A 26,360-nucleotide genomic window follows, 5' to 3' on the forward strand; every position below is an offset into this window, starting at 1 on the left:
TGCGGCGCCTCAGAGGCTGGGCACAGCAGCGATCAGTTCGCGGGTGTAGTCCTCACGGGGTCGGTCGAGCACCTGGAGGGTGTCGCCGACCTCGATGAGGTCGCCACGACGCATCACTGCGACCCTGTCGCACACGACACGGACCACGGCCAGGTTGTGGCTGATGAAGAGAACCGAGAACCCGAGATCGCGCTGAAGATCGCGAAGGAGGTTGAGCACGGCACCCTGCACCGAGACGTCCAGCGCGGATGTGATCTCGTCGGCGAGCACCACGGAGGGCTTCGCCGCGACGGCACGTGCGATGGCAATGCGCTGACGTTGTCCGCCGGAGAGCTGTGTCGGCATCCGTTCTGAGGTGTCTGCCGGCAGCGCCACAGCGCGGAGAAGGTCCGAGATCTCGTCCCGCCGCACTCGTGCGTTCGCCGCGCGGGTGCCTTCACGCCGCGATGCCTGCACGATCGCCTCATCAAGAGACTGCCCGATCGTGCGTCGCGGGTTGAAGCACGACTGCGGGTCCTGAAAGATCATCTGCACACGGCGACGCTCGCGCACCGCCGCACGTCTGGCGTGCGAGATCTCGGTCTCACCGAGTCGGATGCGTCCGGAGGTGGGCTCTTCGAGTCCGACGGTCGCGCGGGCAAGGGTGGATTTTCCCGATCCCGACTCGCCGACGAGCCCGAGCATCTCCCCCGGATGCACGGTGAGGTCGATGGCATTCACAGCGGTGAACGTCGAGGCGCCGTGACCGAAGGTGATGCTCACGGACTCGAATGTCAAAGGCTCGGTCACGACGCCGTCCCCTCTCGTGATGCCGCGCTGCTGAACTCGGCGATCAGGTCGGGTTCCTCGCCCGCTCTGAGGATCTCGATACCCGTCGACCCCGTGCCCGATGTGAAGTCGGCATCCTCGGGGATCGACGCCATCGGCCGATCGCGCGGACTCGACATGGTCGGCACCGTCGCCAGCAGCGCCTGCGTGTACGGGTGCCGCGCGCGCCCGGCCTTCAAGTCCTCCGTCGTGACGTCCTCGACCAGGCGGCCGCGGTACATCACGAGAACGCGCGTGCACAGTGACGTGACGACGGCGATATCGTGCGACACGAGCACGATGGCCGTGGAGTACTCCTCATTTACGCGCCGCAATTGGTCGAGAATCGCCGCCTGCACCGTGACATCGAGAGCCGTCGTCGGCTCGTCGGCCAGGATCAGCGCGGGTGTGCCCATCAGTCCCATCGCGATCATCGCGCGTTGCCGCATGCCCCCCGAGTACTCGTGCGGATACTGGCGGTAGCGGCGCGCCACATCGGGGATGCGGACCGCTTCCAGGCGTGCCATCGCCGCGGCCTTCGCCTCCGCTCGGGACATCCCGAGGTGAAGGATGCCGGGTTCTGCGACCTGCGAACCGACGGACAGTGCGGGATTGAGGGACGACATCGGGTCCTGGAAGATCATGGCCAGACGTCTGCCGAGATGGTGGTCGAGCGACGAGGCGTGAGCACCGGTCTTGAGGGTGAGGGGCTGACCGTCGAACTGCGCGCCATCGGCCGCGACGCGCAGCGGTGAATCCAGCAGTCCCGCGACCGCCATGAGAGTGACGCTCTTACCCGATCCAGATTCCCCTACGACGCCGACGATCTCTCCCCGACCGACGTCGAATGAGACCCCGTGCACCAGCGGCTGCCATCCATCCTCGCCTCCGGGCGCCGCAACGCGAAGATTTCGTACCGAGAGAACCGCACCGCCGTCGATCGGCGAGACCGACCCGGCGTCCTCGCCCTTCGGTGCATTCCTGCGCAGCCGGGAAGTGAGTCGACGATGCGTCGACGGGGTGAGCGCCTTTCCGAGGACCTCGCCGAGCAGTACGAACGTCAAACCGGCGAGGATGATCGCGATGCCGGGGACGAGGGCGGCCGCCGGAGTGACGAAGATGCGCGTCATGCCCTCATTCAGCATCCTGCCCCAGTCGTACTGGGGCACCTGGATGCCGAGTCCGAGGAAGGACAGTCCAGCGAAAGCGACCAGGGCACCGCCGGCGCTGATGGCAGCGTTCACCATCAGCGGGTCACGCACGTTCGGCAGCACGTGTCGGAACACCGCCTGGGCGGTGGGCAGACCCAGCACGCGCGCGGCCGAGACGTAGTCCCTGCCCCAGACGGAGGCAGCGAGGTTGTGGGTGAAGCGGCCGTAATTGGGCACCATGGCGATCGCGATGGCGAAGGTCGCCGCCGTGCCGCTCTGTCCGAGGATGACCGAGAACGCGATCGCCAGCAGCAGGCTCGGGAAGGCGACGCCGATGTTGATCGCGGCGACGATCCAGCGCCCGAGCCTGCCTCCGATGATGAGGGGAAGCAGGCCGAGGAGCACCCCTCCGACCACTCCCACGATCGTGGCGGTGAGCGCCATCACGACCGACAGCTGCGTCGCCACCAGCGTGCGGAGCAGGATGTCACGGCCGCTTCCGTCCGTTCCGAAGAGATGGTCAGGACTCGGCCCTTTCGAGATCAGCTCCGTATCCGACACCGCCGCCGCATCGCCCCAGATCGCCGGCCCGAAAACCGTGAGGAACGCCAGGAGAAGGCACGCGACGAGAGCGACGACCCCCAGCGGAGTGCGCAGGACGGCGAGCAGCCTCTGAGGAGTCTTCTTCACGACTTGTCCAATGCCGTTCGCGGGTCTAGCAGGATGAGCAGAATGTCGACGACCAGGTTGATCAGCAGCACGACGGCGCCGTAGAAGATGATGATCGCCTGCACCAGGGGGTAGTCCTTGCCCTGGATGGACGAGACGATGGTGCCGCCCAATCCGGGCCACGCGAAGATGTTCTCGACGAGGACCGTGCCTGCGATCATCCCGCCGAGCAGGAGTCCCGAGATCGTCAACGTCGAGGTGAGCAGGTTCGGGAGGACGTGACGCCCGTACAGCCGCGCAGCGCTCATGCGCTTCGCCCTGGCCGTGCGCACGTAGTCCTGCTCCAGCACAGTGAAGGTCTCGGCCCGCACGATGCGGGTGAGCGCTGCCGTCGGTCCGATGGCCAGTGCCACGACCGGCAGAATGTACGACGCGAAGTCCGATCGGCCCGCGACGGGGAGCAGTTGCATGTTCACCGCGAACAGGTAGACGAGGATGATGCCGGCGAGGAACTCCGGTATCACTGCGAGAACGGCCGTGACCCCGGTGAAGGCGGTCTGGGTGAAGGGCCGGCGATCACCTCGGGTCAGGGCGCCGAACGCGAGCCCGAGTGGAATCGCGACGATGAGCACGATCGCCACCGCTGCGAGGGCCAGCTCGAGAGTTGCAGGTGCGCGAGTCGCGATGATGTCGATCACCGGGGTGCGGGAGATGAACGAGTCCCCGAGCTGACCGGTGAACAGCCCCGCCCAGAAACGGAAGTACTGCACGATCATCGGCAGATCGAGACCGAGCTCCGTGCGACGCGCCTCGACGATCTCCGGCGACGCCATCTCTCCCGCGGAGGCGCGGGCGGGGTCGCCGGGGATCAACTGCACGAGCAGGAAGGCAAGGGTCACGAGCACGAACAGCGAGATCAGGAAATAGAGCCCCCGCCTCAGGAGGTACGAGACCCAAGGGCTTCTGCGTCGGGTATGAGCCAGAGCCAGCACTGTCGTCGTGGACGCCACTCTCACCTCGTCTCTCGGGACATCCTTCACACTGGAGCCTCCCGCGGGATCAGTTCTGCCGCTTCGTCAGTTTCGCCAGACCGCGGTCGATGTGATTGTCCGGATGCTCAATGCTCCCCGGCACCAAGAGGTGATCCACGGCGCACGAGCTCGGGCACGATGCGCAATTGAAGCTGCGCGGCGAAACGAACATCGGCGTCAGTGAGGTCCATATCGCCGACCTCCGCGAGCCTGCGAAGTCGGTAGCGGAACGTGTTGGGGTGGATGTGCAGGTGCTCTGCGGCGCTCGAGACGTCTCCCATGCTGTCGAGCCAGACGCGCAGCGTCTCGATGAACTCGGTGTCGTTGTCCTTGTCATGAGCGAACAGCCGAGCGACGGGACCGGTGGCCTGCTCACCGGCCGATCCGAAGCGATCCCGCATCTCCAGCAGCAACGACTCGACGTGCACATCGCTGAAGAGCGCGACCCTCGCCGGGGATGCCTGTTCCTGCAGCACTCGCAGAGCACGCTCGGCGCCGTCTCTGGATGAGACGAGACTGCGCGGACCGCTCGCTACCCGTCCGATGCCGATGGCCACGCCGGAACCGCGGCCGATCCGAGTGACGAAGTCGTTACCGAGGCGCGCTGCCTGCGCTTCACCCGTCTCGGACGATTGCACGGGCAGCAACCCGTAGATCGTGCCCCCGAGCAGCGCGGCGCACGCCCTCGGATGCACGGCGGCGAGGTGCACGGCGATGGCGTCAGCCACATGCTGTCTGCGCGCCTGACGGTCGCTCGCCTCGTCGAGGTTTCCGTCGTCGGCCGCGAGCATCCCCGCTGCGAACACCGCGACAGGCTCATCGGAGATGCCCAAACGCTCGAGTGCGTACGCGGCGCCTTCGCCGCCCTCGAGGGCCGTGCTCAGCAGATCGGCACGCATGCGGCGCGTGACGTCGGCGCCGGCACGGATGCTCAGCAGATGAAGCGCCACGACCTTGGACGCTTCGCGAAGCGCAGCAGTGCGCTCCGTGCTCAGCGGACCCGGTACTGCGGCCCAGATCGATCCGAGGATCTCGTCTCCTGCACGCACAGCGACCGCGACACGGGGCTGGATGGGCGTCTCCGCAGACCGCAGTTCGATGAACACCGGCTCCTCCGAGGAGTACAACTCCTTGAAGAATCCGGCTTCTGCGAGCAGTCGCGAATACTTCTCCGGCACCTGCCGCTCGAGAATCGTCTCGATGCGCGAGAGGTCGGCCTCACCCTGACGACTCGAGAATGCCAGGACGCGGGAGTTGCGATCCTCGATCGTGATGGGTGCATTCAGCAGAGCCCCCACTGCGTTCGCGAGAGTGAACAGGTCGCCGCCGGGCAGTCCTGCGATCGTCGTGTCGGCGCGTGATTCATCGGGCGCTGTCAAGAGCGCACTCACCATCGCGCTGAGTTGAGTCCAGGATGCCCCGCGCGTGAGGCCGAGGAGCGCCACGTCATGCTCACGCGCCACGAGCACCGTGGCGTCGTCGACCAGCACGGGCTCGCGCAGCACGAAGGCACTCGCCCCCCGGCTTCCCAATCGCGCGAGCACGTCACGGAGAGTCGGCCCGTCCGAGAGCCCGACTCCGAGGATCACCGCGCCGTCAGCGATCGCCTGATCGTCAAGGGGGTCGAAGACGACGGCTCCGCCGATCCGCCTCGACGCGTCCTGCACCGACGTGAGCGGCGTGAGGAATGTCGATCCGAGTTCATCGAGCATGCGCTCCAGCGTCGGCCTCGCTGGAGAGGCGTGCTTCGAGTATGCGGCGTCGCTCGTGGGCGCGGGAACGGGACTGATCATTCCCCCACGCTAGTGATGACGGTCTCGACCGCGAAGGCGTTCAGCGCTTCAGCCACCGCATCGGGGTGGCTGAGCGTCGCGTAGTGCCCGCCGGGCACCTCTATCGGCTCGATGCCCAGTCGTTCTCGGATCTGCCGCCTCATGAAGGTCGCGGGGAAGAACTGATCCTCCGTGCACAGCACGGCCATCGTGGGGATGGTGGGGAGATGGGCGCCCGGCCAGGGACGGGACATCCAGTCGCCCTGCTGGTCGCGTTCTCTCCGGCGCGCTTCCTCGGCGAGCGGCTCGGGCACGCCGTTGAAGAAGGACACGGCCTCGTCGTCATCGATCGACTCGAGGTCGTGGCCCGTGTTGGACCACCATTCCATGAAGCTCTCGCCCGGCGCCGGGATCATGCTCGCGAAATAGACGAGCCCGTCGGCGCGCAGTGCTTCGGCGGCGAGTGGAGCAGTGAAGCCGCCCAGCGAATGACCGACGACGATGACGCGATCCCTCGTTCCGACCGCTGTGGCCACAGCATCCGCATAGTCCTCGAGTCCGGCGCCCGGGTCCTCGATGGGAAGGTCGACGGCGAACACCTCGTGGCCGACGCTCTCGAGCAGAGGAGTGACGAGGTGCCAGTCCCAGGCAGTCGAACCGCCTCCGTGGATCAGTGCGAAGGTCGCCATTTCACTTCCTCTCGGCCGCATGCGCTCGGAGTCTACTGCAGCTCGGCGTCGGCCCAGCCGGCTTCTCTCGCTACCACCGGATGCGCGCGAATTCCTCACGAAGTCTCTCGCCTCGACTGCTGTTCAAGCTTTCGACCCACGAGATCCGCCCCAGCAGGTGGGCGCGAAAGTCGTCGATCTGGCGACGATTCTGGCTCGTCGGGCCATGCATGACGCAGTTGTGGATCGTCGCCTTCAGCCGGTCGTACTCGGATCTCGAGATGTTGACGTGCTGGTTGACGACGATTCCGGTGACGGTCTGCCTGACGCCCTGGCGTCTGACTCTCGTCTTCCTCGCGTTGACCGAATGCCCCTCGTCCTCGATGATCCGCTCCGCTCCGCGCACGAAGGCATCCGCTCGCTTCGCGAGCGCACGTCCACCGCTGAACGCGAGGTCGTCGGCGTATCGCGTGTATGTCGCATCGACGGACTCCGCCCATCCGGCGAGGCGCGAGTCGAGACGTCGGATGGCGAGGTTCGCGAGCATCGGCGATGACGGTGCACCTTGCGGGAGGTGACTCGTGGCGAGAGCGCGGCGCAGTGCGAAGCGCTCATCCGGCGATCCCCCCGACGGCATCGCCGCGAGTGCCCACGGCGGGACGGCGTTGGTGCACAGTCCGGTGATGATGTGCGCGACGGATTCTGAATAGCCCGATTGGCGAAGCGTGCCGTAGACGCGACCTGCGGTCACTCGCGCGAAGAACGTCGTGAGATCGAGGGAGATGACCGCGTCTGACCCGATGTGACGCGCGGCCCCGGTCGCAGCGCTTCGGCCGGGGATGAAGCCATGGGCTGCGTCATTGGCCGGAATGAGGGCGAGCACGCTCGAGAGCAGCGTGCTCTGGACACGACGAAGCCGCTGCTCCGGAACTTCCAGCAGTCGCGGGATCCTTCCCGGCCTCGTGCGCCATTCGTAGCGGTAGTGGTGGAGGGGGCCGGGGCGCGCGCGCCGATTCCAGTGCTTCGTGTCGGCGAACCACTGCAACTGGCCGATGTCGAGGGCGAGCAGGGCAGCGAGATCTCGGATGCTGTCGATGCTGGGGAGCGCTCCGGACATCTCGCGCGACGCCGAAGCGCTGAGGACGTGATGGTGCACTCGAAGTGGCGAGCGGCGCTCGTCGGCCTTGCGGACCGCCTCTTGGAATGCGGGGGCGTTGAAGATCAGCGAGGTGAGCAGACGCGGGGCGTCGTGGGGTGGGCGGACGAACGCGCTCATGACATCGCCGACGAGCGGTAGGAGCCATCGGCGCCGCGCTCCCATGACGTATGCCCCGGACTCGATCAGCTGACCCGTCGCCCAGACATCTGCTGCGAGGAACGCATCGGCCAGAGCCGCGGCGACCGCGGAGGACGACGGACGCGGCTTCCGCGCGAGCACGCGCGATGCGACCGTCGCCGCCTCCGTCATCAGAAGGCGGCCATCGACGGAGCGGCGGATGGAACGTCGTGCAGCGTGCGATGGCTTGCGGACGACCTGTCCATCAGTGCGGGCACCGGTCTGCGCGAAGCGCAGTGAGGCGCCTGCGGCGTTCGTTCCAGATCAAACTGCGTGCCCCGGGGTGACCCCGGAGAGGGCGGAACACATCGTGAACCACCCGCCTCGTCTGCAAGCCATCGCACGGCGCCACGATAGCAAGGAACACCGACAGCGGGTGGGGCAGTCAGCATCCGCTCCCGCCCAGGCGGTTAGCATTCAGGAATGACGAACGCTGATCAGATCGACGACGTGCCCATCGGGGGCGAGGTCATCCGCCTCGGACAGTTCCTCAAGTTCTCCGGCCTGCTCGACTCCGGCGGAAACGCCAAGGAGGTCATCATCGACGGCTACGTCTCCGTCAACGGCGAAGAGGAGCGCCGCCGCGGGCGGCAGCTGCACGACGGCGATCTCGTCACGTTCGAGGGACGGACGGTTCGCGTTCGGCCCTGACGGGGGCTGTCAGGCCACCGGCTTGTGCCAGACCACCAGATAGCGCCACATCGCCAGTCGTGACCAGGTGGCGCCCGGCAGCACGGTGCGGGCGCTGCGGCGCACCTCGGCATATGTGTGCGGAGGCGGCCACACGATCGGCGCCGAATGCTCCCAGATGCCGTGGCGGCGACTGTAGCCGTTCTGCTGCACGAGCCCGGCGAGGTCGTAGAGGAAGTCGATCGGCCCCGACGACCTCGCCAGCCCCACCACGGCCAGCACCCCACCCGGGGCGGTGAGCTCAGCCAGGCGGAGGAGCGTCTTGTCGAGGTCCGGCAGATGATGAACGGTGGCCACTGAGGCGACCACATCGAACGACGCGGGCGGAAACGGATGACTCATCACGTCGCCCTGGATCCAGCGCACACCCGGATCCTCTGACCGTGCGGATTCCAGCACTGCGGCATCGATGTCGATTCCGGTCACGTCGGGCACACGCGCATGCAGGTCGGCGGCAAGCAGGCCGTTCCCTGTGCCGAAGTCGAGCGCTGTTCGCGCCCCTGCCGGCACCGCATCGAGGATACGACGGTGATAGTGGATGTTGTTGTTCCACCGCACCGGCCGCGCATCCGTCATCCGTCCACCCTTTCACCTGGTTGCGATTCGCGCTCACCGCCGGTTCCAGTGCCGCAGCTTTTCGGGGTTGCAGACGACCCACACGCTGGAGAGCTGACCCGACCGCGTGTCTGCCGTGACCGCTCCGACGACCGTTTCTTCACGAATGAGAGTGAACCCTGGAACGCTGTTGATCGATGCCATCGTGACAGACGTCTCCGGCGTCATCAGGACCACCAACGACGAAGCCACGGCAGCATGTCCTCCCACCGGCGTGGGCGCGGCCGGTACCAGCCCGCCACTGTCGATGGTCAGGATCACTTCCGGATGGAGCACGGCACGGATGGCGCCCTCGTCGGCGAAGACCATGGCGCGAGCCAGTTCTTCCATCGTGGCGAGATCGGGTGCACCACGACGTCTCCGGCGTATCCACGCCGGGTACTGCCTCCGGATCATGAGCCGACCGCGGCGAAATGCCGAAGCTTGGGCGGGCTCATCACCCAGAGGAGCTGAAGGATGCCGTCGCTCGAGGTCGTGACCGTCACCATCGTGGTGACCACTCCGTCCTCGATCAGCGTGGCTGCTGGCTGACCGTTCACCTGCACCCAGCCGATCGATTTTCCGGTCCAGAAATGGTGGGAGAACGCCGCGACGAACTTCGCCACCCGGCCGCGCCCGATCACGGGGATCCTGGCTGCGAGCTTCACGCCGTTCCCATCGGTGTAGCTCACGACATCGGCGGCGAAGAGGCTTTCGAGCTCCTGGGCGTCGCCCTTCTGAGCTGCGATCAGGAACGCCTCCAGCAGCCGACGCTGGTCGGATGGTTCCACCGTCATGCGGCGAGTGGACTCCAGGTGCGAGCGCGCTCTGCTGACCAGTTGTCTGGCGCTGACGACAGTGGACGAGATCACCTCGGCGATACGCGGATACGGGTAATCGAAGGCCTCGCGGAGGATATAGGCGGCCCGCTCGGTCGGAGTGAGCTTCTCCAAGGTCAGCAGGATCGCGAACTGCAGCGCCTCGGCGCGCTCTGCTCCGAGGGCAGGGTCGTCGTCCGTGTTCACCGGCTCAGGGAGCCAGGGACCGATGTACGTCTCGCGCTGCGTGTGAGCGGACTGCAGGACATTGATCGAAAGCCTCGTCGCGATCGTCGCCAGGAAGGCCGCAGGCTCGAGAACTCCCGTCCGGTCGGTGTTCTGCCACCGGATCCACGTCTCCTGAACGATGTCCTCCGCATCGGCCACCGTACCCAGCATCCGGTAGGCGATTCCGAACAGGCGTCGTCGATGCGCGGCGAAGATCTCCACCGCGTCGTCGAGGTCCTCGGTTCGCATGTGAGCGTCGTTCGTCACCATCAGCATTCGTCTTTCCCTCTCTCATGATCCATCCGCATGGCTCCTCTCGGAAGCTCTGACCGTGCAGCGCGGTGTTCTGTGACAGATCAGCCAGGTTCCGTCACAGATGAGAGGGCTGTCCGGTCTATGGAGTGAGGACAGACGTCCGTGACCAAATGACATTCGAAGGAGCGACATGAGAATCACAGTCATCGGTGGAACCGGTCTGATCGGCGCCAGGCTCGTTCGAACTCTGCAATCGGCCGGTCACGAGATCGTCGTCGCGGCGCGGGCGACGGGCGTCAACTCCTACACCGGCGAGGGCCTGGAGCAAGCTCTGTCCGGCGCAGAAGTCGTCGTCGACGTCTCCAACTCGTCGTATACCGACGAGGCGGCCGCCCGCGAGTTCTTCTACACCTCCACCATGAATCTGCTCAGCTACGGTGAGGCCGCCGGCGTGCGCCATCACGTCGCGCTGTCGGTGGTCGGCACCGATCGTCTCGCCCGCGCCGAAGGCGGGTACTTCATCGCCAAGGAGCAGCAGGAACGTCTCATCTCGGCGTCGCAGCGACCGTTCTCGCTCGTGCACGCGACGCAGTTCTTCGAATTCATCCGGAACATCACGGATCATGCAGTGCGCAGCGGCGTCGTGCGGGTCGCCGACGTTCTCGTCCAGCCCATGGCCGCCGACGATGTCGCAGCAGCTGTCGCGCAGACGGCAGTCGGAGAGCCGATCTACGGCACGGTGGAGTTCGGCGGGCCGGAGGTCTTCAGTCTCAATGAGCTGGCCGTGCTCGATCTGCGGTACCGCCAGGACGAACGCGAGGTCGTCCCCGACCCGCTCGGCACCTACTTCGGAGCCCATCTGGCTCACCGTGATCTGCTGCCGGAGGCCACGGCCACGATCGCGTCGACCCGGTACCACGACTGGCGCATCCGGAACGCAGCCGCGTCGCGATCCTGATCCGAATAGTCGCAGGGTTCGTCACATCCGACGAGGAACTCCTGTCTTAGCTCATGGATGCCACGACGGCACTCCCCCAATCAGAAAGGCATGAAAATGGCAAAGATCGTCGTCATCGGAGGCACCGGCCTCATCGGCTCGAAGGTCGTCGCGAAGCTGACCGAGCACGGCCACGAGGCCGTCGCCGCTTCGCCCAACACGGGGGTCAACACCCTGACCGGAGAGGGCGTCGCCGAGGTCCTCACAGGGGCGAACGTGGTCGTCGACGTGTCCAACTCGCCGTCGTTCGCACCCGATGATGTCCTGGAGTTCTTCACCACCTCCACCAGCAATCTGCTCAAGGCTGAGGCCGCTGCCGGCATCAACCACCACGTCGCCCTCACGATCGTCGGCACGAACCGCCCGCAGAGCATCCCCTATTTCGCGGCGAAGGTCGCCCAGGAGAAGCTCATCCGCGAATCCGGCATCGAGTACTCGCTCGTGCACGCCACGCAGTTCTTCGAGTTCATCGGGAGCATCGCCGACATCTCGACCGAGGGCGACACTGTTCGCCTTCCCGGGGCGCTCATCCGGCCCATCGCCGCGGAAGACGTCGCCACTGCCGTGGCGCGTGCCGCGGCCGGCGCGCCGCTGGGCGATGTCGAGATCGCCGGACCCGAGGCGTTCGGCATGGACGAGTTCATCCGCCGAGGGCTGACGTTCCGCGGCGACTCCCGCACCGTCGTCCGCGACGACGATGCACCGTACTACGGCGCCAAAATCGAGGAACGCACGCTCATCCCACTCGATGGCGCGCAGATCTTCGAGACGCGGCTCGACGAGTGGCTGCCGCTCAACCCGCCTCGCAAGTAACGCACGTGTGACGAGTGGGCTGCGTGGTGGGTGCGCTGGGAGACAGCGCATCCACCACAGCTCACCAGGGGTCTTCCACTCCCACGCCGAGCCATCCCGCCAGATCGGTGAGCTCGGCGCGGACCATGTCCTTCTCTTCGGGTTCGAAGGGCGTGAGTTCGTGCACGGCATTGATGCGCAGCATCCCGCGCTCGCGATCGACTTCGGCATCGAGGAGGCCTGCGAATCGATCGCCCAACAGGATCGGATGCGCGAAATACCCGTACTTGCGCTGGGGCTTGGGCTTGAACTGCTCCAGCACATATGTGAAGTCGAACAGCTCGGTGAGCCTCGCGCGGTCGAACAGGAATCCGTCGTAGGGGTTGAGGAATGCCACCCGCCCGCCCGGATCATCATCAAGCACGGCGAGCGCAACCGGATCGACGCGGAACTTCCACCGGCTGCCCTCGACCACCGCAGGTTGGCCGGTCTCCTTGCCCACTCCGTTCCAGTGCCGGTGCGGTTTCACGATTCCCGCGGCCTGCAGATGACGCTCTTCGAGCAGGCGGGCCGCTTCGTCATCGCCGTACTCCGGAAGATCCTTCGGGTACACCCGCTCGGCCAGATCCCACACGCGTTGGCGGCCCTCGCGTCGCGCGATCGCGACCTCGCCCTGCCGCATCAGGAACTCCAGCATGTGAACCGCCTGGTTCGGCCCGTACCAGCCATCGGGTGCGCGTCTGACCTGCGCGGTGTCCGGGATGTCGCCGGCCAGCAGCGGGCCCCTCGCACGTAGATGTGCGAGCACCTCGCCGCGGAACTGCTCGTTCGCCGCAAGCCACTCGCGGCTGCGGTCGTGCGTCGGCCACCGGCGCATGGCGGGCAGCATCAGGGGCAGCAGGCTCATCGGCCGGAACGCGCCATCGAACTCGAACAGCATCCGATCGTCCTCGACCGCTTTGCGCAGTTGAGATGTCTCGTATCCCCACCCGATGCGCGACCACAGCACAGTGTGCTCGCACGACGCGATCACGGCTGTCGGATCGATCTTGATCGCACCGAGTCGTTCGGCCACCTCGACGACGTCACCCGGCCGGTCGGCATCCAGTGCCTGCGCGCGCACCGCCAGCCGCCGCGCCTGCTCCCGCGTCAGCTGATGCGTCACGGCTCCACAGTAGCCACAGACGGTGATTTAGGCGTCGGCCTCGATCGCGATCATCCCAACGCACCTACCGGCGACGCCTGATCCGTCACATGGCGCGGAGTCGCCATCACTCGTCGCCACGTGACGAGTATCACCGGAGGAATCACCATCACCGAGGTGCCCGCGATGAACAGTGAGACGGCATCGGTCTCGAGGAAGCCCGGAATCGCGAAGTACGCGAAGATAACGCAGGTCGACACCACGAGCACGATCGCCCGCGGCCAGGTGGGAAGCAGGCCGCACGTGTCGAGGGCGTTCGGCAGCACGTGGCGATAGAAGTCGATGAGCGCCCACAGAACGAGGTACCCCACGATCACATAGAGCAGCCATGGGGACGCCCCCGTCGCCCAGATGAAGTGACGGAAATCCCCGTCGGCTGCGAAGGCCCGGATCGGGATGTAGCACCACAGGTTCCCGAGATTGACGACGATGAACCAGAACACGATCCACGCGGCGAACGGCCTCGCCTTGACCCACGCAGTCGTGGACAGTTTCCGGAAGATCAGGAACATGCCTCCATTCGCCAACACTGGTCCGGAAAGCGCGACGACGGCAACGGTGAAAGTCTTACCAGCGTCCAACGCACTGTGATAGTCGACGTTCTCGTTGATGTGCACGAGCAGCAGAATGTTGAGCAGGCTGTCCCCGCCCCAATCGATCAGCCACGGATTCTCTTTGATTCCGAGAGCCCAGGCCAGTATCGAGTGCGTGAACTCGTGCGGGAGCACGGCCAGATAGTGCGTGACGAGAAGCACCAGCGGAGTGCTGGCGAGCATAAGCCCTGCGCCGCGCGAAGTCCGCACTTGTGTCGTTTCGGTGGTCATCTCAACCCCTTCCTTGGTCGGCGGCCGTGCACACTGGACGCTCAGTAGTGCTGCTGGATACTCGCGGCGACCTCTCCCACGTCATCGTTCGCCTTGAACACCCCGTCGATGTCGGAGGTGAATCCCTGGTTCATGATGATGATGAATGCCAGGTTGCGCCCGCTCTTGGTCTCCATGACGCCGCCCAGCGCCTTGGTGTTCAAGCGGAAGCGTCCGTTGAGTTCGTCGCCGCCCAGCAGCGTTCCGGTCTTGGCGAACACATGGCCGGCAGCAGGGCTTTCGGCCTGCACTTCCGCGAGCGAGCCGTCGACCCCGAGGATCGGCATGGTCGCCTTCCACGCCTCGGCGTCGGGGCGCTCGGCCATGATCGCCTGGATGGCGACGCCGTTCTGCGGAGTGACGAAGTTGCCGTTCAGGCCCGAACCGTCCACAAGGGACGCACCCTCGATGTCGAGCCCCGCCTCGGCCCAGATTCGGCCGACCTCACCCACGCCGGTGCTGCAGTCATCCGCTCCGGCTTCAGCGGCCAGAAGGCAGACGTAGGTCTGAGCACCACGGTTGTAGCTGATCTTCATCACGTACTTCGCCTGCTCGGCGAGCGGCAGCGACTCGAGTTCGGCCACCGATGGCAGCGCGTCCACAGCATCCTTGTCGGCGAGCGCAGCGGTCGAGTTCGCCGCGACCGGGTCACTGCTCACCGTCACACCAGCCCTGCCCAGGGCTTCGATGAAGGCGGTTCGAGCGAAGGTGGCCGGATCCTCGAGCGCGAATACCTTTAACACTGGCTCGCTGTCGGCGGCGATCGTGCCGCCGATCGAGATCTCTCCGCGCGTCGAGGATTCCGGGTCAGAGACCGACGCTTCCTCACCAGCGGCCACAGTCTCGATTTCGCCGACGACCCGCCATGGAGCGACGGCCGGCGTCATCTCCACCGTCGCCGGCTCGCCCGCCGTGCCGGGGGTGACCAGGACATCGATCAGGTTCTGGTTGACGACGATCGGCGTGATCGGTTCTCCGGCCAATTCGCCTTGGAAGAGGCGGTCGTCGACGATGACATCGCCGGTCACAGTGTCGATGCCCGACGCCTTGACCTGTGCAGCGAGGTCATCGATGCCCGTCAGAGGATCTTCGGTCGTGAGGGTGGCGCCAGGCAACGGGTTGGCATCATTGTGGTCGAGATTCGTGTAGTCGACGGTGCCGTCCGGTTTTGTCCGGCCGCCCAGCGTGAAGTCGCCCTTGCCGACGAGTACGAGGTCGCCTTCCAACGTCGCCCCGACGATCTCGCCAGTGCGTTTCACTGGCGTCACGATCTGGTGGTCAGGTCCCCAGTTCAGCCAGGCGGCACCGACACTGTAGGTCTTCACGAATGAAGCGGGCTCGGCCATCTTGTCACCGTCGAGGTCGATGAGCACCTCGCCCGTGTCGAGGTCGGAAACCGAGATCAACCAGCGCGCGTTGTCGTATTGCGGCTCGTTCATGACTTCGAGCGCCGCGTCCGGAAGACCGGTCTCATTCGCCTGGCCGGAAGTATCCGCCGTGCACGCTACCGCCGTCGCCGCGATGACGACGAGCGCGAGGGCTCCCGCCACGAGTCGGACTCCGTTGCCGTTCATTGTTCTGCTCCTGTCGTCAGAATCTTGGCCACCCGGCGGAACATCTGGTCGGCCGGGTGTGCCTTGTTCGCGAGGTTCGATTCGTTCATGAACGCCACGACGGTGGCCCCGGAATCGGGGTGATGGAAGACGGCGGCGGTGAATCCGAGGCCTTCGCCGTTATGCCCCCACCATCCGTCGGTTTCGCCGATGCCGAGCGCATACATGCCGTACGGTGGGCCGACGTCCAGGGGCGCACCATCCTGACGCTCCGCCTGAGTCTCCGGTTGCAGGAATGTGCCGGTGGCGAGGGCCTGTCCCCACACACGGGCGTCGTCGAGGGTGGTGATCATCGACCCGGCCGGGCCGAAGATGGAGAGGTTCCGGGGTTGCGACGCGAGGGAATCCCCCTCGGGCGCGTACCCGACAGCGTGAGGTTCCGTCCAGTCCGCGGCGTCCACGATGTATCGCGTGTCATTCTGCCCGAGCGGTGCGAGAATGCGCTCGTCGAGGACCTCGGCGAACCCCTGTCCTGTCACTTCCTCGATGACCGCGCCGAGCAGATTGGTGTTGGCGTTCGTATAGACCTTCTCAGTGCCAGGGGCGAACTGGGCCGGCGTGCCGAGCATGAAGCCGTTCAACTGATCGAGGGTGAAGATCGTCTCGGGATCCGCGGTGAAGGCTGCGAGGAAGTCGTCGTTCGTGTAGTCCGCATTGCCACTGGACATCTCTGCGAGTTCTCGCAGAGTGATCTCGTCGCCCGCCGTCACTCCGTCGACGTACTGCCCGATGGTGTCGTCCAGGCTCACCTCGCCTTCATCGACCAACTGCAGCAGGAGCGTCACCGTGTAGGACTTCGTGACGCTGCGCAGGGGCCACATCATGTCGAGGTCGACGGGCTCATCGTTCTCGATATCGGCCAAACCGGCCGCGGCCGTCCATGTGCCCTCCCCGGGGATCCAGACGCCGACTGCCGCCCCTGGCACGTCGTACTCCGCCATCGTGTCGTCGAGTGCTGCCTGCAACTGCGACTGCAGCGTGGTGGACAGTTCGCCCTCCGGCGCCGAGGGGCGAAGAATCCCAGGAGTCTCCGACACGGCAGGTTTCGTGGTGGGAGACGCCGTGCAGCCGACGACGCCCACGACGCCGGCAATGACCGCCGCGACGATAGCAGGTCGCCGCAGCCACGAGCTCTTACGGTCGTACTGGCTCAAGAGCGTTCCTCCTGATCGGTTCACACGCGAGGCATGACGTACCGCCTTACCGTTGACGATGACAGGCTCTGGATGCTGTCGCTAGGGATGTAGGTCGCCTATCGGCGAGCAGAACGCACAGCAATGGCCGGGCGCGCCACAATGGGAACACCTCGTCCGTCGGAAAGGCCGCGATGCCTGCTGCGTCCCACGTGCAACCCGCGCTCTCGCGGTCTCTCGGTCGCGCGCTGCTCATCGTGGCGCTGCTGTCGGCGCTGCTGATGATCACGGTGATCGGTCTGATGCCGCTCGACGGGCCTGCCGGACTGCTGCTGGTGGCGTTGCCGATCATCTTCGGGATCTACGTTGCCGCAGGACTGATCGCCTGGCTGCGGCGCCCTAGCAACGGGATGGGATTCCTCATCGTCCTCGCGGGGCTCATGGTCCTAGTCGGCGGCGTCGCGAACACCGAGGTGCCGGTTCTCCTCGCGATCGGGGCCGTCGGGGCGACGCTTGCGCTTCCCGCGACCGTGCACCTGCTGCTCGCCTTCCCGACCGGGCGACTCTCCGACCGTCACGCACGTGCGATCGTGGCCGCGCTCTACACGACGTCGCTCGTGCTGCAGATGCCGAAGTACCTCCTCAACCCCGAGGGCTCCTATCCGCCGTTCGCGATCGCCGACGCGCCTGCGGTGGTCGCGCTGACCGGAACGGTACAGACCGTGGTGGCGACAGCGATCATGATCGTGGTGGCGATCGTATTGCTCCGTCGGCTTCGTCGAGCGGATGCCGTGCACCGTCGCGTGCTGATTCCGCTGTTCTCATATGGCATCTTCACGGTGCTCTTCCTGCCCCTCATCGCCATCGCGCTCGACCGGGTGTTCCACGTCGACCCGACGGTGCGAGGGATGCTGCAGTTCACGGCGGTCGCCGGCATCCCGATCGCATTCACGCTGGGTCTGCTGCGTGGCGGGTTCGCGCGCACGGGAGAGTTGGAAGAGCTCGGGACGTGGCTCGGCACCACCCACACATCGCGACAGCCTCTTGTCGTCGCGCTCGCCCGCACATTGGGAGACCCATCGCTGCGGCTCTATTTCTGGGCAGAAGATCGTGCTGAGCTTGTCGATGCTGAAGGCCGGGCAGCTCCCGAAGCAGTTCGGACAGACCCACGGCGCGGATGGCAGGAGATCGCGCTCGACGAACGTGCGATCGGCGCGATCGAGTACGACGCGTCGTTGCTCACCGACCGAGAGATCGTGCACACCGCAGGGCGGATCGTGGCGATCGCCGTCGATCGCGAGCGGCTGACGGCCGACCTGCGCGCGAGCCGGCGCTCTCTCATGCGCTCACGGGAGCGCATCGTCGAAGCCGCAGACCGTGAACGTCGCAGCATCGCGCGCGATCTCCACGATGGACTTCAGGTTCAACTGGTCCTGCTGGCACTCGAAGCGCAGCAGATCGCCACAGCTTCCGCTTCGACGGTGCCCGAGCGCGCCACCCGGCTTCGTGTCGGCCTCGATGATGCCGCCGCCGAAGTGCGTACGCTCGTGCGCGACCTCGTTCCGGCAGCCCTCGTCGAACGCGGCCTCAGCGCCGCAGCGGAAGACCTGACCGATCGCATGCCGATCTCGACCGTGTTCAAATCCGATGTGAGCGACGGTGGACTCAGCGACCTCGTGGAGACCACCACCTATTTCGTGCTCGCCGAGACACTCGCGAACGTGGTCAAGCACGCCCGGGCGTCGAGCGTGCGCGTGCGTCTCACCCTCGACGACGGTCGACTTCTTCTCGAAGTTGAGGACAACGGTGTCGGCGGCGCATCGATGGAAGCAGGCTCCGGTCTTCGCGGCCTCGCTGACCGCGTGGAGGCCATCGGTGGAACCATCTCGATCTCGAGCCCCCCGGGTCGGGGGACAAGAGTGTGGACGGAGGTGCCATGCGCGTAGTCATCGCTGAAGACGAGGCCTTGATCAGACGAGGCCTCGAACTCGTCTTGGAAACAGGCGGACACGAGGTCGCCGCCGCCGTCGGCGACGCTGACCAGATGGCGGATGCCGTCGCCCGTCACCGACCGGACCTCGTGGTGACCGACATCCGGATGCCTCCGACCCACACGGACGAGGGGCTCGTTGCGGCGCTGCGCATCCGGCGCGAACATCCCGAGACCGCCGTAGTGGTGCTGTCGCAGCATGTGCAGCGCCGCTACGCGAAGGACCTTCTTGCGCAGGGCAGCGATCGTGTCGGCTATCTGCTCAAACAGCGGATCGCCGATATCGGGACGTTTCTGGCGGATCTGGAGCGCGTCGCCAGTGGCGGTACCGCGCTGGATCCGGACGTCATCGCTGTCATGATGGGGCGCGCACGTCATTCCGAAAGCGCCGTGGGCAACCTCACGGCTCGTCAGCAGGAGGTGCTCGCTCTCGTGGCCGAGGGCCGCAGCAATGCCAGCATCGCGACGAAGCTCTTCCTCACTGAGAAGGCTGTCGTGCAGCACGTGTCTCGCATATACAGTGCGCTCGGGCTTCCGCCCGACGCCGACACGCATCGGCGCGTCCACGCGGTGATGCTCTTCTTGAACCGGGATTGAGGTTCCGAGACCACGGGATCGAGCAGCGTCCACGTTCCGGCGGACGCCGCTCGTGAGTCCTCAGGGCGTCGGTGCGATCATCTGCCGGAGCGACGTCGCGCGATTCTCGTCGTAAGCAGCGCCGCGCCCGCCAACGTTGTCGTGACCGCGACCCACAACATCGTGCCGGTCAGGTCGGCGTCGGTTCCGGTCGCGGCCAATGCTCCTGCCGTTTCAGCCTTCGTCGCCGAGTGGCCTGTCACTGGGCGTGTCGGATCGAGCGGGGCGGGCGTCGTCGGCGGCTCAGCTCCGACCTCATCGCCGGGGCCTGAGCCGATATCGGCGAACTTGGACGCCAGCTGTCCATGGAACCTGTCATCGGGGACGGTGAAGGTGCCGCCAGTGACGCGATACCAAGTGCCGTCGACCTCGAACAGGAAGTCCCCTGACATCTTGCGATACGCCGGCGCGAATTCGAACCAGCCCACTTGCTGCGGAGGGACGTTCATGGTCGCGGTCCATATCCTGGCCGTCTCGTTCGTCACCTGGTAGCCGTACGCCAGCTTGATCGAAGCCTTGAACACGTCCAGCACGTTCACTTCGGCGGCGACGCTGACGTTGAAGGAATGCGTGGTCGAGCGATTGCTGGCATAGCGGAACGAGTAGGGCGCCATCTCCGACCCTGTGTTCGCGTAGGAGGCGCCGAGTACCGTACCCGGCTCGATTATCGCCTCATCCGACGTGGGCACGAAGTAGCACGCATCACTCGGATGACTGCAGCCGGCTGTGATGTAGTCGCGCGCCTCGAGTGGTCCGAGGGTCGTGATCGGAGCGACGTGAACCGTGAAGTCGACCCGGTAGTCAGCGTTGCCGTCTATTTTCGTCGTCGACATGTCGCAGACGTAGGGCGAACCTTTGACGATGAGAGCGCCGGCGAGGGGGTCACCATCGTAGACGTCACAGTTGTAGTCCCAATTGAATTCGACGCCACGCCAGTTGGAAGCCATGCCCGACACCCAGAACCTGGTCGGTACACCGCCGTCGTAGATCCGGTAGGAGAAGAGTCCCTCTGCGTTCGCGTCCGACTCGCCGTTGCGACGGAACGCTGCGAAGTTCAGCGTCGCACCCGGCTCGATCGTCACGTAGGGCGTCTGCTCGCTGGGATCGCTCGGGTACCAGCGTTTATCGACGATGAACCGCGTGCTCGGCGACTCGAGATAGCCGTCCCCGAGCTTCACTGTGCCCTGCGGCATGATCGCGCCACGTGCCGCCGCCCAGTTCAGCGACGTGATCGTGAACGTTTCGGAGAACAGCCGTCGAGGCTGCTCTCCCGGTGTGTTGTCGTGGCCGGGCGACCAGCATCGGTACGGAGAGTTGTCCTCACCCAGCGGCGGGCTACCCGTCGCCGGATCGCCGAGGAAGATCTGACAGTCGCTTCCGTAGATCAGGCCGTCTTCCTGAATGTAGGCGAACGCCTTGATCCAGTAGTCGGTCGTGCGATCGAAGTCGACGATCTGTGCGATCATCTCCGAATGCAGAGATCCGTCGGTCGTGCCAAGTGACCACGTCGCCGACGAAGTCGTGCTGGCCGGGCCTGGTTCGACGTTGGGACCAGGGGGAGCCGGCTCCTCGTCCTCGCGGAGGTCGTAGCGGATCGAATGCAGTTGAAGGTCGCCGGCGATCTTCACGGTCGTCACCGTGGCGATATCGCCACCGACGGCGGCCAGCGTCGGCGAAGCGACCAGGATGCTCGCTGCAACGACGCCGAATCCGAGCGCTCCCGCCACAACACGTCTCAAAGATCGCGCGCCGGCGTCCGAAGTTTCAGTCATGAGCCCGACGCTATGGACTGGGCGGCACCGTTCGCGATGGACCTAAGTCGTCAACCCGGATGGCCTCTCCTGGCTCGTGTAGACCCAGGTCGCCAATATGGCCCGCTCCTGTGACACATACGCCCGCGACGTCTAGCGTTCAGGCATGAGCGCGTCGCCTGGAGCACTGTTCGCCGATCCGTTCCACGAGGAGTTCGGCACGTGGATGTGGGGATACACGCCGTACGGCGGCGGTGGCTATGGGGAGGTCGCCGCCGTCGCTGCGGCGGTCGGGGAAGGCGACGACGGCGCGTTCTTCGACGCCTGGGTCAGTGCGGGTGACCGGTTGCGCGCGGAGGCGGAGGAGTCTGAGGCGATGGGGCGTCGGAGCGCGTCCGACCTCTACCTGCGAGCGAGCGCCTTCTATGCCAGCGCGTATCACCCGTTGTTCGGTGATCCTGTCGATCCGCGGCTGCTCGAGGGTTTCCGTCGGCAGATCGAGGCCTTCGAGGCGGGATTGGCCTTGCGCGGTGTTCACCCTGTCGCCGTGGAGGTGGACGAGGCGCGCATCCCCGCGTACTTGATCCCCGCCTTCGGTCGCGAGGATGAGGTGCGCCCGCTCCTCATCCTCGTGAACGGCTACGACGCGACCGTGACCGACTCCTATTTCGCCTCCGCCGTGGCGGCACTGCAGCGGGGGTATCACTGCCTCGTGTTCGATGGTCCAGGGCAGGGCGCAGTCCTGTTCGAGCAGGGGGTTCCGATGCGACCGGACTGGGAGGTGGTCGTATCAGCCGTGATCGACTACGCGCTCACATCGCCGATCGTGGATCCTGATCGCATCGTGATCAGCGGATGGAGCCTCGGCGGTTATCTGGCACCGCGTGCGGCGTCGGGCGACTCGCGGATCGCTGCGTGCATCGCTGATCCCGGGCAGTGGGACCTCGGAGCGGGGCTGGCGGGATTCGCACGGCAGCTCGGCGCGACCGACGACGAGGCGGCGAACCTCACGTCGCTTGATGACGCGGTGCTCGACCGCCTCATGAGCGCCATCGAAAGCAACAGGAAGCTGCGCTGGTCGATCGTCCAACGGGGGTTCTGGGTGAACGGCGTGAGCGATCTGCGCAGCTTCTTGGCCAAGAGCGCCGAGTATCGTATCGACGACGTCGACGCCATCCGCTGCCCTGTTCTGCTGACGCAGGCAGAGGGCGACCCGATCGCCTCGGCCGTCCCGGCCTTCGCGGCCGCACTGCACGATGTCACCGTCGTCGAGTTCACCTCCGCAGAAGGCGCCGGCGGACATTGCTCGATGCGTAACCGGTCGACTCTCAACCGCCGCGTACTCGACTGGTTGGATGACACCCTCGGTCTGGACTGAGCGCAGCCGCAGATCGGCGCTCGAAAGCCAGCGCGAGAAGGCGTACTTCTCAACTGCTCAGTGATCGCGGGTTTCCTCCTCGTCGAGGAGCATCCCGACCGATGTGGCGCATGCGTCGCCCCGCCAGGCTTCGATGCCCTCGCGCACCGCGAAGACGGCGATGACGAGCCCCGCGACCGCGTCTGCCCACCACCAGCCGAGAAGGCTGTTCAGCACGAGACCGACGAGGACGGCTGCGGAGAGGTAGGTGCAGAGGAGGGTCTGCTTGGAGTCGGCGATCGCCGTGGCGGATCCGAGCTCCTCCCCTGCGCGGCGCTCGGCGAGGGAGAGGAACGGCATGACGACGACGCTCAGCGCGGTGATCGCGATTCCGACGGGCGAATGCTCGACCTCGACACGAACCAGCAACGCAAGAACCGAGCTCGCGCTCACGTAGATCGCCAGGGCGAAGAACGCGACGGCGATGACCCTCAGAGTGCCCCGCTCCCACCGTTCGGGGTCGCGGCGAGTGAACTGCCAGGCGACAGCGGCCGCCGAGAGCACCTCGACGGTCGAGTCCAGTCCGAATCCGATCAGCGCAGCAGACGAGGCGATCGTTCCGGCGGCGATCGCGACGACAGCCTCGATGAGGTTGTAGACGATCGTGGCGGTGACGATCCAGCGAATACGCCGCTGCAGGAGGCGTCTGCGCCTGTCGTCGGCGATGTTCGAGGCGGTCACGCGCAACTGCAGTTCTCGCCGGCGCAGCATCCGGGCTCGACGTAGAGCACGACGCGCAGGAGTTCATCGAGTGCGGGCGCCAGATGCGAGTCCGCGAGTCGATACGACGTGCGACGCCCTTCCGGAACAGCCTCGACCAGACCGCAACCGCGCAGGCACGCGAGCTGGTTGGACATCACCTGACGTGAGACTCCCAGCGCGTCGGCGAGGTCGGACGGATACGCCGGCGCCTCACGCAGAGCGAGAAGCACACTGGCTCGGGTCTGGTCCGACATGGCATGCCCGAGCCGCGCGAGGGCGGCAGTGTGCGCCACGGTGGCCGTCGTAGTGAGCATGCAGCCGATAGTACATGATTTGCTGAACTATTGAACGACTGAACCGGCCGCAGCCCGGCGCAGAGGGTCAGGAACGCACGAGACGCGCGATCGCGTCGGATGCCTCCTTGATCTTCTCTTCGGCATCCGCCGAATCCATGCGCGCGGCATCCAGGACGCAGTGCTTCAGGTGGTCGTCGAGGAGTCCGACGGCGACGGCCTGGAGAGCGCTGGTCAGCGCGCTGATCTGGGTGAGGATGTCGATGCAGTACTTCTCGTCATCGACCATCTTCGTCACGCCGCGGGCCTGCCCCTCGATACGGCGCATCCGGTTCAGGTACTTCGCCTTGTCGGTGATGTACCCGTGCGCGTGCTCCTCAGACGTCGCCTGCGCGGTCATGTCCAGCTCCTTCGTCTCAGCGGTAGGTGGTCAACGGTCCAGGATGGCCCGCGTGCTTGCTTCGGGGGTGAGATCGATGCGCCGCAGCAACTGCGCGTTGAGGGCGACGACCACGGTCGACAAAGACATCAGAACAGCTCCGATCGACATCGGAAGGACGAAGCCGACCGGCGCCAGGACCCCTGCGGCGAGGGGAACCGAGAGGAGGTTGTACCCGGCCGCCCACCAGAGGTTCTGTTTCATCTTGCGGTACGCGGCGCGGGACAGCTCGATGACGGAGATCACGGACCGCGGATCGGAGCTGGCGAGGATCACGCCGGCCGAAGCGATGGCGACGTCCGTTCCTGCGCCGATGGCGATCCCCACGTCGGCCTGCGCGAGAGCGGGAGCATCGTTCACTCCGTCGCCGACCATCGCGACCTTCTTGCCCTCCGACTGCAGTTCCTTGACCTTGGCCGACTTGTCTTCCGGACGCACGCCGGCGAATACACGGTCGATGCCGAGGTCTATCGCCACGGATTCCGCGACCGCCTGGGCGTCGCCGGTGATCATGACGACCTCGACGCCGAGCCTGTGCAGCGCGTCGACGGCTTGGCGAGATTCGGGACGCACCTCATCGGCGAGCTTCAGGCCCCCCGCCACCCGTCCGTCGACGATCACGTGGAGGATGATGGCGCCCTCGCGCCGCCATTCCTCCGCAGCCGAGATCTCCTGCCCACCGACCTCGTCGAGGAGCTTCGGCCCGCCCACGCGCACCTCGCTGCCGTCGACGGCGGCCGTGACACCCACCGCGGGCGATGAGGTGAACCCGGATGCTCGCAAGAGCTTCAGGTTCTTGTCCTGCGCCGCGCGCACGATGGCGTGAGCCAGCGGGTGCTCGCTGTCGGCTTCGGCTGAGGCGGCGAGGACGAGCAACCGGTCGGCATCGATATCGCCCGCCGTCTCGATGGACGTGATGGTCGGGGCCCCCTTCGTGAGAGTGCCCGTCTTGTCGAACAGGACCGCGTCGACCGTGCGCATGCTCTCGAGCGCGAGACGGTCTTTGATGAGCACGCCGCCGCGGGCGGCACGCTCCGTGGCGATCGACACGACCAGAGGGATCGCCAGACCCAGTGCATGAGGGCAGGCGATGACCAGCACCGTGATGCTTCGAACGACGGCGGCATCCGGATTGCCGACGAACGTCCACACTGCTGCGGTGACGGCGGCCGACAACAGAGCGAACCAGAACAGAAGGGCTGCGGCACGATCCGCGATGCGCTGCGCGCGGGACGAGGAATTCTGCGCCTCGGTCACCAGACGCTGGATGCCGGCGAGCGCGGGTGTCGTCACCGGTCGCGGTGATCTCGATCCGGATGCCGGAGTCGGTCGCGACCGTTCCGGCCGTCACCGTGTCTCCCGACGCCCGGGTGACGGGTCGCGACTCACCGGTCACCATCGACTCGTCCATCGCGGCGGCTCCGTCGACGATGCGGCCGTCTGCGGGAACACTCCCACCGGGTCGGACCACGACGAGGTCGCCCACGATGAGCTCGGTGGGCGAGACTTTGACGATCTCGTCACCCTCGATCCGTTCCGCCTCATCGGGAAGGAGCGCGGCGAGCGAATCGAGCGCGGATGTCGTCTGCGCGAGAGAGCGCATCTCGATCCAGTGCCCGAGGAGCATGATCACGATCAGGAGTGCGAGCTCCCACCAGAACTCGAGCTCATGATGAAGGATGCCGAGGGTGGCACCCCACGATGCGAAGAACGCGACGGTGATGGCAAGCCCGATGAGGAGCATCATCCCGGGCTTGCGCGTCCTGATCTCGCTGACGGCACCGGTGAGGAACGGCCATCCGCCCCACACGTACATCACGGTGCCGAGCACCGGCGCGACGTAGCGCGCCCATCCGGGCACCTCGTACCCGAAGATCATCGCGAACATCGGCGAGAACGCCACGACCGGCACCGCGATCAGGAGATTGATCCAGAACAGGCGCCGGAACTGGCCGACGTGGTCGCCATGACCACCGTGACCGCCGTGACCATTCCCACTGCTGCCACCGTGTCCGCCCTGACCGTGGTCGCCGTGACCGTGGTCGCTGTGACCGTGGGCGTCGTGGGACTGGTGCCCTTGAGGGCCTGCGTGGACGTCGGGTTCGAGGTTCATGTGGTGCGCGTGCGGATCGGTCACTGGAGTTCCTTCCACTAAGAGTGTCGAACGGGCGAGGGGCCGAAGCCCCCGCCCCGAACGTCAGGCCACCCTGGCGTAGCGCTCAGGATCTGCGTCGAAGGCCGGGCCGCAGCCGGCGCAGCAGAAGTGGTAACGCTCACCGTCGTGGTCGCGGAACAGCCCCGCGGCCTCGGCGACGGCCTTGACCACCGGAGTGCCGGCCATGACCGGGCAGGTCGTCATGTCGTCGGTGCCGCCACCGGCGCCGCCGCCGCCGAGAAGATTTTCGCGCCCGTTACCGGCCGCGGCAGGGTTGACGGCGGAAATGCTGCAACAGCTCGAGGTCGAGGTGTCGCTGCGGTGGTCAGTGCTCATGTGCATGTCCTTCTCTTGTT

Annotated in this window: 24 protein-coding genes and 1 pseudogene; 6 read left to right on the top strand and 19 right to left on the bottom strand. The window is 66.0% G+C overall.

Annotated features, from left to right (window positions below; translation table 11 throughout):
- Positions 1-9: 9 nt before the first annotated feature.
- From QFZ46_RS08095 to QFZ46_RS08120, 6 genes are all read right to left on the bottom strand, one after another.
- Positions 10-762 carry an ABC transporter ATP-binding protein gene (locus tag QFZ46_RS08095; protein WP_307360207.1) on the bottom strand — a complete coding sequence of 251 codons (753 nt, stop codon included), beginning with the start codon at positions 760-762 and terminating at the stop codon, positions 10-12.
- 23 nt (positions 763-785) lie between these two features.
- Positions 786-2,648 (bottom strand): dipeptide/oligopeptide/nickel ABC transporter permease/ATP-binding protein, encoded by a 1,863-nt coding sequence (locus tag QFZ46_RS08100; protein WP_307360210.1) that lies wholly within the window; start codon positions 2,646-2,648, stop codon positions 786-788.
- Positions 2,645-3,637, bottom strand: coding sequence for an ABC transporter permease (locus tag QFZ46_RS08105; RefSeq protein ID WP_307360212.1), 993 nt, complete (start codon positions 3,635-3,637; stop codon positions 2,645-2,647). Before QFZ46_RS08105 ends, QFZ46_RS08100 begins: the two co-directional genes overlap by 4 nt.
- Positions 3,638-3,744: 107 nt before the next feature.
- Entirely contained in the window at positions 3,745-5,451 is a 1,707-nt protein-coding gene (locus tag QFZ46_RS08110) for a PucR family transcriptional regulator (RefSeq protein ID WP_307360215.1), read from the bottom strand.
- Positions 5,448-6,119: an alpha/beta fold hydrolase gene (locus QFZ46_RS08115; protein ID WP_307360217.1), complete on the bottom strand. Its 672-nt coding sequence runs from the start codon at positions 6,117-6,119 to the stop codon at positions 5,448-5,450. Before QFZ46_RS08115 ends, QFZ46_RS08110 begins: the two co-directional genes overlap by 4 nt.
- A 70-nt stretch (positions 6,120-6,189) precedes the next feature.
- Positions 6,190-7,566: a reverse transcriptase family protein gene (locus QFZ46_RS08120; RefSeq protein ID WP_307360219.1), complete on the bottom strand. Its 1,377-nt coding sequence runs from the start codon at positions 7,564-7,566 to the stop codon at positions 6,190-6,192.
- A 291-nt stretch (positions 7,567-7,857) separates the two neighbouring features.
- Between QFZ46_RS08120 and QFZ46_RS08125 the strand changes: the two genes are divergently transcribed.
- The gene (locus tag QFZ46_RS08125) at positions 7,858-8,085 is read left to right on the top strand and encodes an RNA-binding S4 domain-containing protein (RefSeq protein ID WP_033105639.1); all 228 of its coding nucleotides are present in this window, start codon (positions 7,858-7,860) and stop codon (positions 8,083-8,085) included.
- Between the two features lie 9 nt (positions 8,086-8,094).
- On the opposite strand, the gene QFZ46_RS08130 is transcribed toward QFZ46_RS08125, so the two are convergent.
- From QFZ46_RS08130 to QFZ46_RS08140, 3 genes are read right to left on the bottom strand one after another with little or no spacing between them, the layout of a single operon-like run.
- Positions 8,095-8,700, bottom strand: a complete 606-nt coding sequence (locus QFZ46_RS08130) for a class I SAM-dependent methyltransferase (RefSeq protein ID WP_307360222.1) — start codon at positions 8,698-8,700, stop codon at positions 8,095-8,097.
- Between the two features lie 33 nt (positions 8,701-8,733).
- Positions 8,734-9,135, bottom strand: coding sequence for a hypothetical protein (locus QFZ46_RS08135; protein WP_307360224.1), 402 nt, complete (start codon positions 9,133-9,135; stop codon positions 8,734-8,736).
- Complete coding sequence (locus QFZ46_RS08140) at positions 9,132-10,013, bottom strand: RNA polymerase sigma-70 factor (protein ID WP_307360226.1); 882 nt, start codon at positions 10,011-10,013, stop codon at positions 9,132-9,134. The genes QFZ46_RS08135 and QFZ46_RS08140 overlap by 4 nt, the downstream gene beginning before the upstream one ends.
- 196 nt (positions 10,014-10,209) lie before the next feature.
- Here QFZ46_RS08140 and QFZ46_RS08145 point away from each other — a divergent pair, with 196 nt between their 5' ends.
- On the top strand, positions 10,210-10,977 hold the full coding sequence (locus tag QFZ46_RS08145) for an SDR family oxidoreductase (RefSeq protein ID WP_307360229.1): 768 nt from the start codon (positions 10,210-10,212) through the stop codon (positions 10,975-10,977).
- A 90-nt stretch (positions 10,978-11,067) separates the two neighbouring features.
- On the top strand, positions 11,068-11,829 hold the full coding sequence (locus QFZ46_RS08150; protein WP_307360232.1) for an SDR family oxidoreductase: 762 nt from the start codon (positions 11,068-11,070) through the stop codon (positions 11,827-11,829).
- 61 nt (positions 11,830-11,890) lie between these two features.
- Here QFZ46_RS08150 and QFZ46_RS08155 read toward each other — a convergent pair whose 3' ends face one another.
- The 4 genes from QFZ46_RS08155 to QFZ46_RS08170 are packed head-to-tail and all read right to left on the bottom strand — an operon-like array spanning position 11,891 to position 16,642.
- Positions 11,891-12,973, bottom strand: a complete 1,083-nt coding sequence (locus tag QFZ46_RS08155; protein WP_307360234.1) for a DNA glycosylase AlkZ-like family protein — start codon at positions 12,971-12,973, stop codon at positions 11,891-11,893.
- Between the two features lie 50 nt (positions 12,974-13,023).
- Positions 13,024-13,836, bottom strand: a complete 813-nt coding sequence (locus tag QFZ46_RS08160; protein WP_307360237.1) for a hypothetical protein — start codon at positions 13,834-13,836, stop codon at positions 13,024-13,026.
- A 41-nt stretch (positions 13,837-13,877) separates the two neighbouring features.
- The gene (gene dacB, locus QFZ46_RS08165) at positions 13,878-15,449 is read right to left on the bottom strand and encodes a D-alanyl-D-alanine carboxypeptidase/D-alanyl-D-alanine endopeptidase (RefSeq protein WP_307360238.1); all 1,572 of its coding nucleotides are present in this window, start codon (positions 15,447-15,449) and stop codon (positions 13,878-13,880) included.
- Positions 15,446-16,642 carry a serine hydrolase domain-containing protein gene (locus QFZ46_RS08170; RefSeq protein ID WP_307360240.1) on the bottom strand — a complete coding sequence of 399 codons (1,197 nt, stop codon included), beginning with the start codon at positions 16,640-16,642 and terminating at the stop codon, positions 15,446-15,448. Before QFZ46_RS08170 ends, dacB begins: the two co-directional genes overlap by 4 nt.
- A gap of 173 nt (positions 16,643-16,815) precedes the next feature.
- Here QFZ46_RS08170 and QFZ46_RS08175 point away from each other — a divergent pair, with 173 nt between their 5' ends.
- A complete protein-coding gene (locus tag QFZ46_RS08175) occupies positions 16,816-18,567 on the top strand; it encodes a sensor histidine kinase (protein WP_307360242.1) in 1,752 nt (583 codons plus the stop codon).
- A complete protein-coding gene (locus QFZ46_RS08180; protein ID WP_307360243.1) occupies positions 18,558-19,208 on the top strand; it encodes a response regulator transcription factor in 651 nt (216 codons plus the stop codon). The genes QFZ46_RS08175 and QFZ46_RS08180 overlap by 10 nt, the downstream gene beginning before the upstream one ends.
- A gap of 77 nt (positions 19,209-19,285) precedes the next feature.
- On the opposite strand, the gene QFZ46_RS08185 is transcribed toward QFZ46_RS08180, so the two are convergent.
- Complete coding sequence (locus QFZ46_RS08185) at positions 19,286-21,019, bottom strand: hypothetical protein (RefSeq protein ID WP_307360245.1); 1,734 nt, start codon at positions 21,017-21,019, stop codon at positions 19,286-19,288.
- Between the two features lie 145 nt (positions 21,020-21,164).
- Between QFZ46_RS08185 and QFZ46_RS08190 the strand changes: the two genes are divergently transcribed.
- Entirely contained in the window at positions 21,165-22,376 is a 1,212-nt protein-coding gene (locus QFZ46_RS08190) for an alpha/beta hydrolase family protein (protein ID WP_307360246.1), read from the top strand.
- Positions 22,377-22,433: 57 nt separating this feature from the next.
- Here QFZ46_RS08190 and QFZ46_RS08195 read toward each other — a convergent pair whose 3' ends face one another.
- The 5 genes and pseudogenes from QFZ46_RS08195 to QFZ46_RS08215 all read right to left on the bottom strand — a co-directional run bounded on the left by QFZ46_RS08195 (position 22,434) and on the right by QFZ46_RS08215 (position 26,340).
- Positions 22,434-23,126 (bottom strand): cation diffusion facilitator family transporter, encoded by a 693-nt coding sequence (locus QFZ46_RS08195; protein ID WP_307360248.1) that lies wholly within the window; start codon positions 23,124-23,126, stop codon positions 22,434-22,436.
- Positions 23,093-23,431: an ArsR/SmtB family transcription factor gene (locus QFZ46_RS08200; RefSeq protein ID WP_307360249.1), complete on the bottom strand. Its 339-nt coding sequence runs from the start codon at positions 23,429-23,431 to the stop codon at positions 23,093-23,095. Before QFZ46_RS08200 ends, QFZ46_RS08195 begins: the two co-directional genes overlap by 34 nt.
- A 67-nt stretch (positions 23,432-23,498) precedes the next feature.
- The gene (locus tag QFZ46_RS08205) at positions 23,499-23,810 is read right to left on the bottom strand and encodes a metal-sensitive transcriptional regulator (RefSeq protein ID WP_307360251.1); all 312 of its coding nucleotides are present in this window, start codon (positions 23,808-23,810) and stop codon (positions 23,499-23,501) included.
- 30 nt (positions 23,811-23,840) lie between these two features.
- A pseudogene (locus QFZ46_RS08210) lies at positions 23,841-25,962 on the bottom strand (heavy metal translocating P-type ATPase).
- An 84-nt stretch (positions 25,963-26,046) separates the two neighbouring features.
- On the bottom strand, positions 26,047-26,340 hold the full coding sequence (locus QFZ46_RS08215) for a YHS domain-containing protein (RefSeq protein ID WP_307360253.1): 294 nt from the start codon (positions 26,338-26,340) through the stop codon (positions 26,047-26,049).
- Positions 26,341-26,360: the final 20 nt, after the last annotated feature.

Origin of the sequence: Microbacterium murale, assembly GCF_030815955.1 — a bacterium.
Taxonomy (GTDB): Bacteria; Actinomycetota; Actinomycetes; order Actinomycetales; family Microbacteriaceae; genus Microbacterium; species Microbacterium murale_A.